The 14,489-nt window shown below is 70.7% G+C and carries 11 protein-coding genes; 3 read left to right on the top strand and 8 right to left on the bottom strand.

Annotated elements, in window-relative coordinates:
- Positions 1-21: 21 nt before the first annotated feature.
- Positions 22-753, bottom strand: coding sequence for an enoyl-CoA hydratase/isomerase family protein (locus tag ACP4J3_RS11090; protein ID WP_426532958.1), 732 nt, complete (start codon positions 751-753; stop codon positions 22-24).
- Between the two features lie 103 nt (positions 754-856).
- Between ACP4J3_RS11090 and ACP4J3_RS11085 the strand changes: the two genes are divergently transcribed.
- Positions 857-2,371 (top strand): class I adenylate-forming enzyme family protein, encoded by a 1,515-nt coding sequence (locus ACP4J3_RS11085; RefSeq protein ID WP_426532956.1) that lies wholly within the window; start codon positions 857-859, stop codon positions 2,369-2,371.
- A 145-nt stretch (positions 2,372-2,516) separates the two neighbouring features.
- Here ACP4J3_RS11085 and ACP4J3_RS11080 read toward each other — a convergent pair whose 3' ends face one another.
- Positions 2,517-3,617, bottom strand: coding sequence for a hypothetical protein (locus ACP4J3_RS11080; protein ID WP_426532954.1), 1,101 nt, complete (start codon positions 3,615-3,617; stop codon positions 2,517-2,519).
- A 32-nt stretch (positions 3,618-3,649) separates the two neighbouring features.
- Positions 3,650-4,780 (bottom strand): hypothetical protein, encoded by a 1,131-nt coding sequence (locus tag ACP4J3_RS11075; RefSeq protein ID WP_426532952.1) that lies wholly within the window; start codon positions 4,778-4,780, stop codon positions 3,650-3,652.
- Positions 4,781-4,890: 110 nt separating this feature from the next.
- Here ACP4J3_RS11075 and ACP4J3_RS11070 point away from each other — a divergent pair, with 110 nt between their 5' ends.
- Positions 4,891-6,018, top strand: coding sequence for an acyl-CoA dehydrogenase family protein (locus ACP4J3_RS11070; RefSeq protein ID WP_426532950.1), 1,128 nt, complete (start codon positions 4,891-4,893; stop codon positions 6,016-6,018).
- A gap of 23 nt (positions 6,019-6,041) precedes the next feature.
- Here ACP4J3_RS11070 and ACP4J3_RS11065 read toward each other — a convergent pair whose 3' ends face one another.
- Positions 6,042-7,292, bottom strand: coding sequence for a CaiB/BaiF CoA transferase family protein (locus tag ACP4J3_RS11065; protein ID WP_426532948.1), 1,251 nt, complete (start codon positions 7,290-7,292; stop codon positions 6,042-6,044).
- 72 nt (positions 7,293-7,364) lie between these two features.
- Here ACP4J3_RS11065 and ACP4J3_RS11060 point away from each other — a divergent pair, with 72 nt between their 5' ends.
- Positions 7,365-8,540: a CaiB/BaiF CoA transferase family protein gene (locus tag ACP4J3_RS11060; protein ID WP_426532946.1), complete on the top strand. Its 1,176-nt coding sequence runs from the start codon at positions 7,365-7,367 to the stop codon at positions 8,538-8,540.
- Between the two features lie 104 nt (positions 8,541-8,644).
- Here ACP4J3_RS11060 and ACP4J3_RS11055 read toward each other — a convergent pair whose 3' ends face one another.
- The 4 genes from ACP4J3_RS11055 to ACP4J3_RS11040 all read right to left on the bottom strand — a co-directional run bounded on the left by ACP4J3_RS11055 (position 8,645) and on the right by ACP4J3_RS11040 (position 14,474).
- Positions 8,645-9,520 (bottom strand): SDR family NAD(P)-dependent oxidoreductase, encoded by an 876-nt coding sequence (locus ACP4J3_RS11055; protein WP_426532944.1) that lies wholly within the window; start codon positions 9,518-9,520, stop codon positions 8,645-8,647.
- A 99-nt stretch (positions 9,521-9,619) separates the two neighbouring features.
- A complete protein-coding gene (locus tag ACP4J3_RS11050) occupies positions 9,620-10,855 on the bottom strand; it encodes an FAS1-like dehydratase domain-containing protein (protein ID WP_426532942.1) in 1,236 nt (411 codons plus the stop codon).
- Between the two features lie 77 nt (positions 10,856-10,932).
- Positions 10,933-11,676 carry an ABC transporter ATP-binding protein gene (locus ACP4J3_RS11045; protein WP_426532940.1) on the bottom strand — a complete coding sequence of 248 codons (744 nt, stop codon included), beginning with the start codon at positions 11,674-11,676 and terminating at the stop codon, positions 10,933-10,935.
- The gene (locus tag ACP4J3_RS11040; RefSeq protein WP_426532938.1) at positions 11,673-14,474 is read right to left on the bottom strand and encodes an ABC transporter permease subunit; all 2,802 of its coding nucleotides are present in this window, start codon (positions 14,472-14,474) and stop codon (positions 11,673-11,675) included. The genes ACP4J3_RS11045 and ACP4J3_RS11040 overlap by 4 nt, the downstream gene beginning before the upstream one ends.
- Positions 14,475-14,489 lie beyond the last annotated feature (15 nt).

The raw sequence follows: 14,489 nt of genomic DNA, 5'->3' as shown, positions 1-14,489 counted from the left end.
TCGCCTCCCGGCTCACCCCCCTCACCCCTTGCGGCGGCGCAGGCTCCACAGCTGAGAGGGGCGCTCCAGCAGCACCGCCGCCTCGGGCGTCAGATCCGCACCCCGGACGGCCCGATGGCTGGCCGTCACCTTCCGCACCAGGGCCGCGTCGCTGCCGGCAGCCGCGGCGATCTCCGCGACCGCGCCGTCCAGTTCCTCGCGCGGCACCGCACTCAGCGCGAAGCCCGAGGCCACCGCCGTGCTCGCGTCGATCGTCTGGCCGAAAAGGCCCACCGCCGCAGCCCAGCCCGGTGCGAGTTCACGGTCGAGCATCCGCAGGTGTCCGCCGCCCGGGTGGACGCCCGCCACCGCGAATCCGCGCACGTCCAAGTCGTCCGCGGCAATGCGTACATCACAGGCCAGCGCGAGGTTGATGCCGGCTCCGAGCACCTTGCCGCCGACCCCGGCCACGGTGGGGAGCGGCGAGCGCTGCAGCGTACAGAAGAGATCGTAGATCTCGCCCAGAGCCGCGTAGCTGTCCTCCTCCAGCGGGTCGTGGCCGACCTCCGCGAGCAGCGAGGTGTCGGCGCCCGTACAGAAGTTGCGGTGTGCGCTGGTGATCGCGATGCATGCACAGGACTCGTCGCGCCCGGCCTCCCGCACCGCGTCCGCGAGTTCACGCGCGAACGCGCGCGTGAGCGCGTTGGAGCGCGGCGCCCGCAGCCGTACCCAGCACACGGCATCCCGCCGCTCCACCGAAATCAGTGCATCCACCTGACAACCTCCGCCTTTCGATCGGCCTGTTTTGAGGGTCTGTAGAGCCAATCCAGGAGAAAGAGTATCCTTAAAAGCCCGACAGCACACTCAGGAGGCGTTGGTGAGGATTGCCGACCGGATCGCGGCCGTCATGGCCGTGGATCCCGATGCCTGCGCGATCGCGCAGGAAGGGAGATGGGATCGCTGGCGCGATGTCAGCACGATCGCCGACCAGGTGCACGAGCACCTGATGTCCCTTCCCGACGATGTCGCAGTGGGTCTGATCACCCGGAACCGTGTGGCAGTCGTCTCCACGCTGCTGGGGCTCCTCGCCCGGCACCGCGCCGTGCTGACCGTCAACGACATGCAGCCCGACGCCGCTCTCGCCGAGGAGATCGAGAAGCTGCGCCCGGCCGTCCTGGTGGCGGTCGAGGAGGACTGGCGGCGGCCGGGCGTCGAAGAGGCGGCGCGGCAGGCCGGCACGCTCGCCCTGGTGGTGGAGCGTGCGCCCGAGGCGGGTGTGCGGGTGCTGCACCGACCGCCCTCGGGCGCCCCGGACAGCTACTTCACTGCCGGGGCGGACTGCGCGATCAGCCTCAAGACCAGCGGCACCACCGGTCCGCCCAAGCGCATCGAGCTCAGCTACACGAGCCTGTCGGCGTCGATCGCCGCCGTGCAGTCGCACCACGGCGGCAAGGAGCCGGAGCGGGTCCATCTGCGCGAGGGCGTCACCATCCAGATGCTCGCCCTGGCCCACACAAGCGCGATCCAGACGATCTGCACCACCGTCGCGGGCGGCCGCCAGCTCACGCTGCTCGACCGGTTCGAACCGTGGGCCTGGGCCAAGGCGGTGCGCGAGCACAAGGTGGTGACCACCGGCATACCGCCGGCCGGGATCAAGATGCTGCTGGACAGCGATGTACCGGCCGACTGGTTGTCCACCCTCAAGGCCGTACGCGCCGGCTCCGCACCCCTGGATCCGGCGGTGGCCGAGGAGTTCACGGCCCGCTTCGGCGTACCGGTGCTGCGCGCCTACGGTGCCACCGAGTTCCAGGCACTGGCGAGCTGGACGCTCAAGGACTACCAGAGGTTCAACACCACCAAGAAGGGCGCCGTGGGGCGGGTCCACCCCGGTGTCGAGGTGCGCGTGGTCCGCGAGGAGGACGGCAGCGTGCTGCCGGTCCGCTCGGAAGGAGTGCTCGAGGTGCGCACCGCGCAGTCCGCCGAGGGCGCCGGCCAGTGGGTGCGCACGAGCGACCTCGCACGCTACGACGAGGACGGCTTCCTGTGGATCCTCGGCCGCGTCGACGGCGCCATCAACCGCGGCGGATTCAAGATCGACGCGGAGGAGGTGGCCCGCGCGCTGCGCGACCACCCGGCCGTGTCGGACGCGGCGGTTGTCGCTGCTCCCGACGCGCGCCTGGGTGAGGTTCCGGTGGCGTGCGTCGAGCTGGTCTCCGAGGCGGACGACCCGGGCGAGGACCGGCTCAAGTCCTGGGTGCGCAGCCGGCTCGAGCCCTACAAGGTGCCCGCCCGTATCCGCTCGGTGGCGCTGCTGCCGCGCACCATCGCGCTCAAGCCCGACAAGCAGGGCGTCCTTCGCCTGGTGCTCGGTGAGGACCTGCCGATCGGCTGAGCGGTCCCGTGTCCGCGGATCACAGCAGGCGGACCGCGGACACGAGACCGCTCGGGGCAACGGGTGCCGAGAAAGAACGCACAAGGCAGGGCCCCGGGGAAACTGGGAGCGGTCCGGCGGGGCCCTGCCTTCGATCTGCCCCGGCCTAGAGTCCGGCGATGTCCAGGACGAGCACCTGGGCGGCCTCCGGCGCCGAACCGACGCAGATGTCACCCACCGTAAGGGCGGGCTCGCCGCCCAGGAACGAGGGGTAGATGACATTGATGTCGGCCGGATTGGAGACCGGCAGCCGCTCACCGTCGATCACCATGCGCTGACGCGAGCCGTCGGCCGGGAAGACGAAGATCTCCTTCGCGATCGGGTTGGTGGCGAACACCGTCCCGCGCCTGGTCACCGCGGCACCGTCGCAGATCCCCAGGTCCTTCACGAACGGCTCGGGCAGCCTGCCCGCCGCGAAGTCGTCGGCATCAAGACGGATGACCGCGCCGTTGAGCGGGTCGTGGTACGAGGACGTGACCACCCATGCGCTCCCGTCGAGCGGCGAGGCGGCAACCCCGTTGAACCAGCCCGTCCACTCCACGGCGTCGACGGTTTCGGCCGCCGCCGGATCGTCCTCGAGCAGTCCGTCGATGCTCTCGTACGGGATCCGGTAGACGCACGACGGCACCGGCGGGGGCTCTGCGGCCTCCGGGTTGGTGTTCGGATTGTCGGCCAGATAGAGGTCGCCGTTGGGCGCCACCGCGATGCCGTTGGGCATCTCGACGTGATGCCCCAGGGCCCGCGCGACCGGCGAACCGGCCCACAGCGCGATCCGGCCGCGCGGCTCACCCGTCAGCGGATCGAAGGCGAAGATCTGCTGACGGGCCTCCTCGACGGTGGCCAGCGGCGCGTCCAGGCTCTTGGCGTACGGCCGTCCACCGCAGGCGGTCAGACCCGTCCCGGCCGGCCACAGCCGGGTGCCCTTGCGGTGCACCTCGGTGCCGAGGGTGCCGGTGAGCCCGTCGACCAGGCGCCGCCTGGTGACGGTGACCTCTCCCTCGCCGGTGAAGCTCGCCTGGGTCATGAAGGCCTGGCCCTCCAGGTAGACCAGGCTCTTGCCGGCACGGTGGTGCGGATTGCCCATCACCATCGTGCAGTTCCCGAAGATCAGCGTCTTGCCGTCGTCGAGCAGCTCGGCGCTCTCCGGGTTGGTGGCACCCGCGACGCGGCCGATGATCCGGGTCTCTCGCGGTGTCGCATCGTTCATGACAGCGGTTCTCCTTGCCCGGTCGTTCCTGCTCAGCCGGTGTGGACGACTTCGTAGATGCTGCCGTCGGGTTCGTGGTACTCGCCCGTGGCATAGCTCTTGCGCAGGCTCGCGATCAGCATCCGCCGGCCGTCGAAGATGAAGCTGGTCGAACCGCCCTGCAGATTCTCCGCGAACGGCGCCGTGCGGCCGTCCAGACCGGTGTGCATGATCTTCGCGTCGTACTCCAGAGCGCCGTCCGCGGCACGCGTCTCATGCATCATGTTCGCCGTGCCCTCGTCCGCCCAGAAGAGGTCACCTGCGAACCCGCCGAACCCTTCGGGTGCGATACCGGTGTTGGTGCCGTACGCCACCCCCTCCAGGGGCGTCGGGTCGAACGTCTCCGGGCCGGACAGCCGCCAATACCGCATACTCAACCGGCGCGACGCCTTCTGCGTGAAGCTGGTCCCCCACGGCCCGCCCACGATCAGCTCCCCCGCCAGCTCACCCCAGTGCGGCGGCGCGTAGAAGATCAGCAACGGCATGATCGGCTTCGGCGTGGTCTTCTCGTCGAACACGATGAAAGGCTCCACCGCACCCTGTGCCGAGATGCGGTACACCGTGCAGTTCATCATCGACTGCGCGAAGAAGTACCCCTCGTGCTCAGTGCCCTTGGCGCCGAACGTGCCCGGCATCATCGCCCCCGGCACACCTCCGCCGATCGACCCGGAATGCGGCAGCTCCGCGAACACCTCCGCCGTGCTCGATCCCGGCGCCAGCCGGTACAGGAAGTGCTGCGAATGCGCCCCCACCCGGCCCGGCTTGGATTGCCCGGCGATGAAGATGTGCCCCCCGTACGAACCGAACCACTCCGGCGCCAGCTTCGGCCGGATGAACGACCCCGCGCCGCCCTCGCCCGGCGCGACGATCGTCTCCAGCTCGTCGTTCGGACGCAACCGGTACAGCGCCCCGTGCCCCGCCTCCGGGTCCCAGCCCCGCTGCCGCTGACCGCCGATGTCGCTGACGATCGCGCTGCCGTCCTCCTCGAACCAGCACAGCTGCGGGTCGTACAGCACGTCACCCACCGGAATCACCTCCCGGGCCGTGAAGCCTTCCGGCACCGTCATCCGGAACTGGCACTGCTTGCGCAGCCACTCGTACTCGGCGAAATCAGCCGCCCGCATACACCCTCCTCCAGGACATAACAACGACTGGTAACCAAAAGGAGTATACTCTTTTATGGTCAGAGGCAAAGACCTCGTGCCCATTCCCGTGACCCGAAAGGCTCCGCGCCATGGTCCAAGACACCACCGAACGCGCGCTGTTGCGCGATGCCGCCCAGTCGGTCCTCAAGCGCATCGAACCCTCCGCGGAGGTCCGCCGGATGGAGAGCGGCGGCCTCGGATACAGCGAGAGCAGCTGGCAGTCCTTCCTCACCGACCTCGGCGCCGGCGCGACGCTGGTGCCCGAGGAACACGGCGGGTTGGGGCTGGGTTTCGGCGACGCCTGCGTGGTCCTCGAGGAGCTCGGCGCCGTCTGCTACAACGGCCCCTTTCTCAGCTCCGCCGTGCTGTCCGTGCTGACCCTCACGGTCGCCGACACCGACGTCGCCGAGGACCTGTCCGCCCTCGCCGCGGGCGAGCGCACCGCGGCCGTCACTGCTCTGCATCACGGCCCCGACCCCGCACGCTGGCCGGCGGAGGTGCGGGCCGACGGCGACGGCCCGCGGTGGGCGCTGACCGGGCGCGGCACGGGCGTACTGCACGGCCTGGGGGCCGACGTCCTGTACGTCGTGGCGCGACACGCGGACGGCCTGGGGGTGTGGGCGGTCGACGGCGAGGCGCCCGGGCACCGGCGCCGGGGGCTGGTCACCCTGGACCTGACGCGTGCCCAGAGCGAGCACGTCTTCGAGCGCACGCCCGCCCGGCTCGTGCTGACCCCGTCCGAGGACACCGGGCGGCTGCGCCGGCTGGGCATGCTGGCGACGGTCGCCCTGAGTGCCGAACAGGTGGGCGCGTGCGAGCACTTGCTGGCGACCACCCTCGAATACGCGCGGACACGCTACCAGTTCGGGCGCGCGATCGGTTCGTTCCAGGCCATCAAGCACCGCTGCGTCGACATGGCCATCGCCGTCCAGGGCGCGATCGCCGCCTATACCAGCGCCCGTGACCAGGTGGACAACGCCGGCGGAGTGGCAGCGCCGGACACCCCCGCACTGCGCCGGGCCGCCGCGATCGCCGGATCGTACTGCTCGGAAGCCTTCCTGGCCGTGGCCGGGGCGAGCCTGCAGATCCACGGCGGCATCGGCATGGCCTGGGAACACGACACCCACCTCTACCTGCGCCGCGCCAAGGCCGCCGAGCGGCTCTTCGGCTCTCCGGTCGAACAGCGCAGGGAACTGCTCAAGACGCTCGACGGCTGAGTTCGACGCCGTCCTGCGCAACGCTACTTCTCCGCCTTCTCCTCGGCGTGGATCTGCTCGGAGATGTAGTCGTCCACCTGGGACGCGGCCGTGGTGACGCTCGTGCGGGCGAGCCGCTCGAGGTCGTCGTGGTCGTAGCCCAGCTCGGCGAGGATCTGCTCGGTGTGCTCCCCCAGGGCCGGGGCCGGCGTCGGAGTGCCGTAGGGCTGGCCTTCGACGAGCGCCGGCGCGGCGACGTAGACGAAGGACTCACCGCCGGCCGAGGGCGCCTCGACGAACATGTCACGCGCCCGCATCTGCGCATCCTCGCGGACCTCGACCGCGCCGTCGTTGACCGGGCCGATGGGCAGTCGGTGGGCGACCGCCAGGTCCAGCCAGTACTGCCGGTCACGGGTGCCGATGATCTCCTGGATCTCCTGGCGCAGGTCGTACCCGGCCTGCCGCGGCTTGAGATCCGGCCGCCCCACGAGGTCGCAGAAGGACTCCCAGAACTTCTTCTCCTCGGGGCAGAACATGACGAAGGCGCCGTCCGCCGCGACGTAGTGCTGGTAGCGCGCGGTGTCCCGGCCGGCGTCCTCGCGCTGCCACCAGCGCTGCTCCTCGGGGAGGTTGAGCTGCGCGACGGCGGCCGTCCAGGCGCTGGCGACCACCGCGTCCGCGGCGGCCACGTCGATGCGGCAGCCCTCGCCGGTCCTGGCCCGCTGCGCCAGCGCGGCCGCGACGTGCAGCGCGGCATAGACCGCGCCGGTCGCGGTGGCTTCCCCCGCGACGTGCATCCCGCCCGACCGCACGGCAGGCGGCCGGCGTGCCTGGGCGAGCCCGTCGGGGCCGATCTCCCCGGGCAGGGTGCCGGCCAGCGCGTCCATCATCTGGCCGTGCGTCGGCACGTCCGCCAGCGGGCCGCTGGCCCCGAAGCCGGTCACCTGGCAGTAGACAAGTCCCGGGTTGAGGGCTCGGAGCTGCTCATGGTCCGCGCCGAGCTTGGGCGTGGTGCGCGGCATGAGGTTGGTGAGGAAGACGTCCGACTCCGCGACCAGCCGGTGCAGGACGGCGCGCCCCTCCTCCTTGGTCAGGTCGAGGGACAGGCTGCGCTTGTTCTTGTTCACCTGGGTGTGCAGATGCCGCGTGGACGGGATGCGGATGTAGTCGCCCAGGAAGGGGCTCTCCACCTTGACGACGTCCGCCCCGAGGTCGGCGAGCATCATGCCCGTCGTCGCGCCGTTGAGAAGCACCGACAGCTCCACGACGCGGTAGCCGGCCAGCAGTCGACTCATCAGTACTCCCTGCTGCAGGATCGAATAATTGAGGATACTGTAAATCACTACCTGCACTCTTCCGGAGGTGTCATGACTCCCGCACCGCCCAACGACCGACCGGCAGGAGCCCTGAGCCGACTGCGCGTCCTCGAGTTCGCCGGCAAGGGCCCGGCCCCCTTCGCCGCGATGCTCCTGGCCGACTTCGGCGCGGACGTGGTGCGGATCGAACGGGTGCCGCTCCCCGACCGCCACCCCGACTACCGGCCCGAGCTGGACGTCCTCCAGCGCGGCCGACCCGGGGTGGGGATCGATCTGCGTAGTGAGGAGGGCCACGCGCTCGCGTTCGACCTGGTCGAGCGGGCCGACATCCTCCTGGAGGGCTACCGGCCCGGGGCGATGGAGCGGCTGGGCCTCGGCCCCGAACAGTGCCTGGAACGCAACCCCCGGCTGGTCTACGGCCGTGCCACCGGATGGGGGCAGGACGGGCCGCTCGCCCAGGACGCGGGCCACGACATCAACTTCCTGGCCATGTCCGGTCTGCTGTCCATGCTCGGGCGGGCCGACGCCCCGCCGACGCCCCCGGCGAACCTGCTCGCCGACTTCGGCGGCGGCGGCATGCTGCTGACGGTGGGTGTACTCGCGGCCACCCTGTCGGCCGTGGCGACCGGCGAGGGACAGGTGGTCGACGCGGCCATGCTGGAGGGCGGCAACCTCCTGTCGGCGCTGCTGCACGGACTGCGCGCGTCCGGCCAGTGGAGCGACCGCCGCGGCACCAATCTCCTGGACACCGGGGCGCCCTATTACGACGTCTACGCCACCGCCGACGAGGAGTGGATCGCGGTCGGCGCCGTGGAGCCGAAGTTCTACCGTGCCCTGCTCGGTCCGCTGGGCCTGGCGGAGGACGAGCTCTTCGCGGACCAGGCGGACCGCTCGCGCTGGCCCGCCATGCGCGAACGGCTGTCCGCGGCCTTCCGCTCCCGCAGCCGTGACGAGTGGGTGCGGACCTTCGAGGGTGTGGACGCCTGCGTGAGCCCGGTCCTCTCCGTGGACGAGGCCGAGGCCCATCCGCACAACCGGCGGCGCGCACTGTTCGTGACCGAGCAAGGTGTACGGCAGCCCGCTCCCGCCCCGAAATTCAGCCGGACACCGGCGCGGGTGCAGCCGGTGGACGAGGGCCGGCGGACCGAGCCCCTGGCCTCCTGGGGCGTGACCAGCGAGCGGATGGGCGCACTTGTCGACGCCAAAGCCGTCGCCCCCGTCGACTGACCGGCCCTGAGCACGGGCTGACGGCATGCCAAGGGGCCGTCGTGCGTTCCCCGGTCGCACGGCGGCTCCGGCCGCCGGGGGGCGGTGCGCCCTCCTTGTCCGCGTCAGGCAAACGTGGCCGCCAGTTCGTCCAGCCCCCAGCGGCCGTCCTTGGTGAGGACCGTCGACTTCTGCCACGGGACCATCTCCGTGATCACGCCGCCCCGGACGTGGAAGGTGCGCCCGGTGAAGGTGCAGTCCGCCGAGCTGAGGTAGACCACCAGCGGCGAGACGTTGGCCGGGTCCCACTCGTCGAAGGCGTCCGGGTCCTCGGGCTTGGCCATCAGCTCGCCGATACCGGGCTGGTCGGCGGTCAGGCCGGTGCGCGCGGCCGGGACGATGCAGTTCGAGCGCACGCCGTAGCGCTTCAACTCCTGCGCACAGCACAGCGAGAAGGTGGCGATGCCTCCCTTGGCCGCGGCGTAGTTGGCCTGGCCCACGGCTCCGGCCAGGCCCACGGTCGAGGACGTGTGCACCAGCGAGGCACTCACCTGCTCGCCGCGCTTGGAGGCGTTGCGCCAGTGCACGGCGGCGGAGCGGGAGAGGTTGAAGTGCCCCTTGAGGTGAACCGCCATCACGGCGTCCCACTCCGCGTCGGTCAGGTTGACCAGCGTGTGGTCGCGCAGGATGCCGGCGTTGTTGATGACACCTTCGAGGGTGCCGAAGGTGTCGAGCGCCAACTGGACGAGCGTGTCGCCGGTCTCGGGACGGCTGATGTCCGAGTGGTCGGCGACGGCGTGCCCACCGGCCTTCTCGATCTCGGTGACGACCTCGTCCGCCGCCGGCACGCCGTCGCGCGCCGCCATGTCGTTGACGACGACGTTCGCGCCGTTCTCGGCCAGCAGCAGGGCGTGTGCCCGGCCCAATCCGCTTCCGGCGCCGGTGACGATGACCGTACGCCCCTCCAGACCTGACACTCGCTCCTCCAGGCTGTGTGGCACGGCGTGCTTCCGTGCTGTCGGGAAGGTGGAATGCAGGGCACTCCATGACACTCCACCAAATTGAGTATACCTAATTGCATCATGTCTCGACAGGCCGGGTCACTGCTGCGGCAACTCGGGCGCCTTCGGCAGCACCACAGGGCCCTTGGCCCGCGACGGGAGCAGGATGGTCGCGGTGCCGCGGATGTTCTCCTGGCCTCGCTGGTTCGTCCCCGTCAGGGCAAGCTCGACCAGCGGGCCCAGTTCCGGGTCGATCCGCTTCTCGACCACGCTTCCGGTGATCCATGTGGTGTCGCCGACGTAGTTGAACTTGCGGAACTCGCCGCGCACCCGGTACACCCAGCCCTCGTCGCCGGCGAAGTTGGTGCAGTAGTGCACCAGCCATGTCCAGCGCAGGGGGCCGATGTCGTAGGCGGCGGGTACGCCGATCTTGCGGGCCATGTCGTCCTGCCAGTGGATACGCATGATCGCGTCCCACGCGCCGGTGTCGTCGAGGCTGTAGAAGCCGCGCAGGGAGCGCCGGTTCTCCCGGGCCAGCCGCAGGCCGGGGAAGCCGTAGCCGTACCAGCCGGCCCCCATGAAGAAGTTGATCAGATCGGTGACCTGGAACGGGCCCTTCACCATGCGCGGTCCCGGGCCGAGTTCGGCGTCCTCGTAGTGGAGGGTGTCCTTGCCGCGGATGAACTCCGCGTCGTAGGCCGCGTCGATCTCCTCCAGCTGTTCCGCCGTGTAGCTGGCCCGCTCCTCTCGGGGGCGCTCGGAGGAGCCGCGGTGCTTGCCGCCGCCCGCCTTCACCTCGCGCCGCTCGGCGTGGATGTACCAGGGCCGCCGCCGCGCGACGACCTGGCCGGACTCGTCCCAGAAGGTGTGCTCGTTCGTCGCGATGACGGATCGCCCGGCGAACTCGGACACCTTGTCCTGTACGTCCGCGAGGACACCGCTGCGGTGCAGCCGGTCGCCGGAGACGACCGGCCGGTAGAACCAGCCCTCGTGGCCGGCGTTGAACAAGTGCACTCCGCGCAGTGCGCCGCGCGTCGCCTCGCGCACGTCCTCGGGGACCTGGGGCGAGTGGTCCACGCCCATCGTCCATTCGAAGCCGGGCGGGGCGATCATCTGCCCCCACCGGGTCGACGCCCCGTACTCGCGGTCGGTGTACAGGGGGTTCACATCGCCGTAGCCGTGCGCGTACTGGCGGAAGGCGTCCACCGAACCGAACTCGTTCCAGGGCCAGTCGACATATCCGGTACGTAGCGTCGGGTTGGGATAGCCGATCCGCCGCCGCATCTTCTCGAGCGACTCGTCGGTGATCCTGCCGTGCAGAAGCTGATCGGACATCGATATCTCTCTCGTGAGGGTTCGTCCTGGGCCCGCCGGGCGAGCCCACGGTCGTGCGTGTGCGCAGGGGAAGGCCGTCAGGAGCCGGCGCGGGCGGGCTGCTCGCCCTCGGACAGGTAGCTGTCCTCGATCTCCGCGAGCCGGTCGCGCATCTGCGCCGCGGTGCCCTGCAGTACGACCTCGCCACGGCGCAGCACATAGACGCGGTCGGCCATCTGCATCGCCTGCCGGACGTGCTGCTCGACCAGCAGCACGCCGAGTCCTTGGTCGGCGGCGGAGCGGACGGCGTCCAGCAGCCGGGCCGCGATCAACGGGGCTAGGCCCAGCGACAGTTCGTCGGCGAGCAGGATCTTCGGCCGCGCCGCGATCGCCCGGGACAGGGTGAGCATCTGCTGCTCGCCGCCGGAGAGCAGGCCCGCCTTGCGCTTGAGGAGCGGCCGCAGCTCGGGCATGAGCTGGAGCGCAGGCTCCACGCCTCCCCTGCCGAGGCGCAGATTGTCCTCCACCGAGAGGGAGCGGAACACCGAACGCTCCTCGGTGACGAAGCTGATCGCTTGCCGGCAGCGGCGGTGTGCCGGGGAGGTGGTCGGGCTCCCCTCCACGAGCACCCGTCCGCCGATGACCGGGAGGCCGCCGGCGAGCGTGTGCATGGTGGTGCTCTTGCCGGCGCCGTTGGCCCCCAGCAGGAGGACCACCTCGCCGGACCGCACCTCGAGGTCGAGGTCGCGGACGATCGCCACCCCGCCGTACCCGGCGCAGAGCTTCTCCGTCCTCAGCACGGCGGCCGTGTCCGCGGCCTTCGTGGTGCCTTGGCTGGTCATGCCTCCTCCGTTCCGGCCGAGGCCGTCTCCCCCGCGCGCCTGGCGGAGGGGGCGGCGGCCTCCAACGCCTCTTCGCGGTCGGTGGGCCGGGTGTCGTCGTCCGGCTCGACCTCGCCCAGGTAGGCCTCCACCACCCGCCGGTCGTTGCGGACCTCGGCCGGGGTGCCGGCGGCCACCTCCGCGCCGAAGACCAGCGCCACGACCCGGTCGCAGCTGCTCATCACCAGGTCCACGTCGTGCTCGACGAGCAGCACGCCCATGCCCCGCTCTTCCGCCAAGTGCCGCAGCAGATGCTTGAGTTCGGCGCTCTGGTGCTGGCTCAGCCCGGCCGCCGGCTCGTCCAGCAGGAGCACCGACGGCTCGCCGGCGATGGCGCGGGCGATGGCCACCAGACGCCGGCGCCCGTAGGACAGCTCGGTGGGCAGCCGGTGCAGGTCCTCGCCGAGGTCCAGCAGTTCCACCGCGGCCCGCGCCGCCGCGTTCAGCTGCGGCTTGCCGGCCCAGAACAGGTTGGTGACGTACGACCACCAGGAGCGGCTCTCGCTGACGACGAGCAGGTTCTCCAGGACGGTCATGTCCTCGAACAGCTCCAGGGACTGGAACGAGCGGCCCAGCCCTGCCTCGGCACGCCGTCGCGGGCTGCTGCCGGTGAGGTCCTTGCCGCCGAGGTGCAGCCGGCCGGAGGAGGTCTTCACGAAGCCCGTGACGGCGTCGATGGCCGTCGTCTTGCCCGCGCCGTTGGGGCCGATGAGACCCACGACCTCGCCGGGCCTGACGTCCAGCGTCAGGTTGTCCAGGGCCTTCGTGGCGCCGAAGACCACCGACAGGCCCTCGGCCCGCAGCTCCCTGGGCGTCACCTTCGTGACGGCCCCGGCGGACACCGCCGCGGGCACCGCGGGCTCGGCCACCACGGCACGCCTGATCAGCTTGCGGAAGGCCCGCGCGCCGGCGTCGAGCGCCGGCCCCCAGCGCCGCGCCTCCAGGCTGGCCACCCCGTTCTGTGCGGTGATCAGCGTGATGATCAGCAGCGCGCCGCCGATCGCGGGCAGGTAGTCCTGCACCGACTGGGAGAAGAGATTGCCGATGTTCGTACCGATGCCGCCCGGCTGAAGGACGCCGCCGACCAATGGGCCGACGATGTAGCCGACGCCGCCGATGACGCCGTAGCCGAGGACGTTGACGGAGTCGAAGGCGTGGATGTTGCTGTAGACGATGGCGCTGTTGCGAAAGGCCACCAGGATGCCGCCCAAGCCGGCGAGCATGGCGCCGACGGAGAACGCATAGAGCTTGGCGGCCGTGGTGTTCACGCCGCTGGCGGCCGCCGCGCGCTCGTTCGCGCGCACCGCCAGCAGCCGCCGGCCGGCCTTGCCGCGCCGGAGGTTGGCCACTGCCAGGCCGGCCAGGATGAACATGATCAGGGAGAAGATCGCGTAGTTGCGCGGGTGCAGCATCGTGTCGAGGTGGATCCCGAACAGGGTCGGCACGCCGACCTGCGTGCCCACGTCGCCTCCGGTGAGGGAGCCGGAGTTGAACAGCAGCGCCTCCATCGCCACGCCGAACGCCAGGGTGATGATGCCGAGGTTGGCGCCTCTGGCGCGCAGCGCGGGCATCCCCACCACGATGCCGAGCGGGAGCGTGGCCAGGACACCGACCACCAGGGCCGGGAGGAAGCCGAAGTGCGCCGAGGCCACCAGCCGGCCCGCGACCCAGGCGCCGAAGCCGCCGAGGACGACCTGGGCCAGCGAGATCTGACCTCCGTAGCCGGTCACCACGGTGATGGACAGGACCACCACCGCCATCGTCACTGTGGTCGTCGCGCCGTCGACCCAGGCCAGGGGAAGGGCGTTGAGCAGCACGATGCCCAGGACCGTGGCGATCACCAGCGCGACCGGGCGGATCCGGCCCGACCCGACGGAGGGCAGGATCATGCGCAGGTGCGAGCGGTCGGGCAGGGCGCGGCCGCGCAGGGACAGAACGATCAGGACGAGCAGGAAGGGCGCTGCGGACCCCCAGTCGGCGCCGTTGGCGTACCGCGCCGCCAGTGTCTCAGCGACGCCGATGACCAGGCCGGCGAGGACGGTCAGGGGGAAGGAGTTCATGTTTCCGACGACCGCGGCGGCCAGCGCCGGCACGATCAGCAGCGTCAACTGGCCTATCTGCAGTCCGGTGATGGGCGCCAGCAGGATCGCCGCCGTGCCGGCGAGCATGGAGCCGATGGCCCAGTTCGCGCCGGCGATGAGCCCCGGGGACAGGCCCAGGTAGGAGGCGCCGAGCTGGTTCTCCGCCACCGCGGCGGTCGCGCGGCCGAACCGGGTGCCCCCGTACAGCAGCGCCAGCATGACTGCGGCGACCAGGACGATGCCGAGGATGAGCAGCCGGTCCTCACCGACGTGGATGCCGCCCATACTGACCCGTCCGCGCGGCAGCGAGGAGGCGACCGCCAGCGTCGCCTCGCGGTAGTGCAGCGAGAGCAATCCCTGCACCAGCGCCAGGACACCGAGGGTCGCCAGGAGATGGGTGAGCGGGGAACTGTCGCGCAGTGGCCGCATGACACCGAACTGGATGATGAGACCTGCCAGCGCGCACACCACCAGGCTGGGCACGAAGGCGATCAGGAAACTGTGATGCCCTGCGTCGTGCAGTTCGTAGAACGTGTAGGCACCCAGCGCGCCGACCGCGCTGTGTGCGAAGTTGATGACTCCGGATCCTCGGTGGACGATCACGACCCCGAGCGCCGCGAGCGCGTACAGCGCACCGGTGCACAAGCCAAGGACCACGAACTGGATCAATACCCCCATGGGCACCTCGCGAGC

The organism is Streptomyces sp. UG1 (genome assembly GCF_049974585.1).
GTDB lineage: Bacteria > Actinomycetota > Actinomycetes > Streptomycetales > Streptomycetaceae > Streptomyces.
The sequence above is the reverse complement of the archived record's forward strand: the minus strand, read 5'-3'. Positions and strand labels throughout refer to the sequence as shown.

Coding starts and splice junctions, on each gene's coding strand:
- ACP4J3_RS11080 (WP_426532954.1), bottom strand. CDS start 3,617: ATGAACGATGCGACACCGCGAGAGACCCGGATCATCGGCCGCGTCGCG.
- ACP4J3_RS11075 (WP_426532952.1), bottom strand. CDS start 4,780: ATGCGGGCGGCTGATTTCGCCGAGTACGAGTGGCTGCGCAAGCAGTGC.
- ACP4J3_RS11070 (WP_426532950.1), top strand. CDS start 4,891: ATGGTCCAAGACACCACCGAACGCGCGCTGTTGCGCGATGCCGCCCAG.
- ACP4J3_RS11065 (WP_426532948.1), bottom strand. CDS start 7,292: ATGAGTCGACTGCTGGCCGGCTACCGCGTCGTGGAGCTGTCGGTGCTT.
- ACP4J3_RS11060 (WP_426532946.1), top strand. CDS start 7,365: ATGACTCCCGCACCGCCCAACGACCGACCGGCAGGAGCCCTGAGCCGA.
- ACP4J3_RS11050 (WP_426532942.1), bottom strand. CDS start 10,855: ATGTCCGATCAGCTTCTGCACGGCAGGATCACCGACGAGTCGCTCGAG.
- ACP4J3_RS11045 (WP_426532940.1), bottom strand. CDS start 11,676: ATGACCAGCCAAGGCACCACGAAGGCCGCGGACACGGCCGCCGTGCTG.
- ACP4J3_RS11040 (WP_426532938.1), bottom strand. CDS start 14,474: ATGGGGGTATTGATCCAGTTCGTGGTCCTTGGCTTGTGCACCGGTGCG.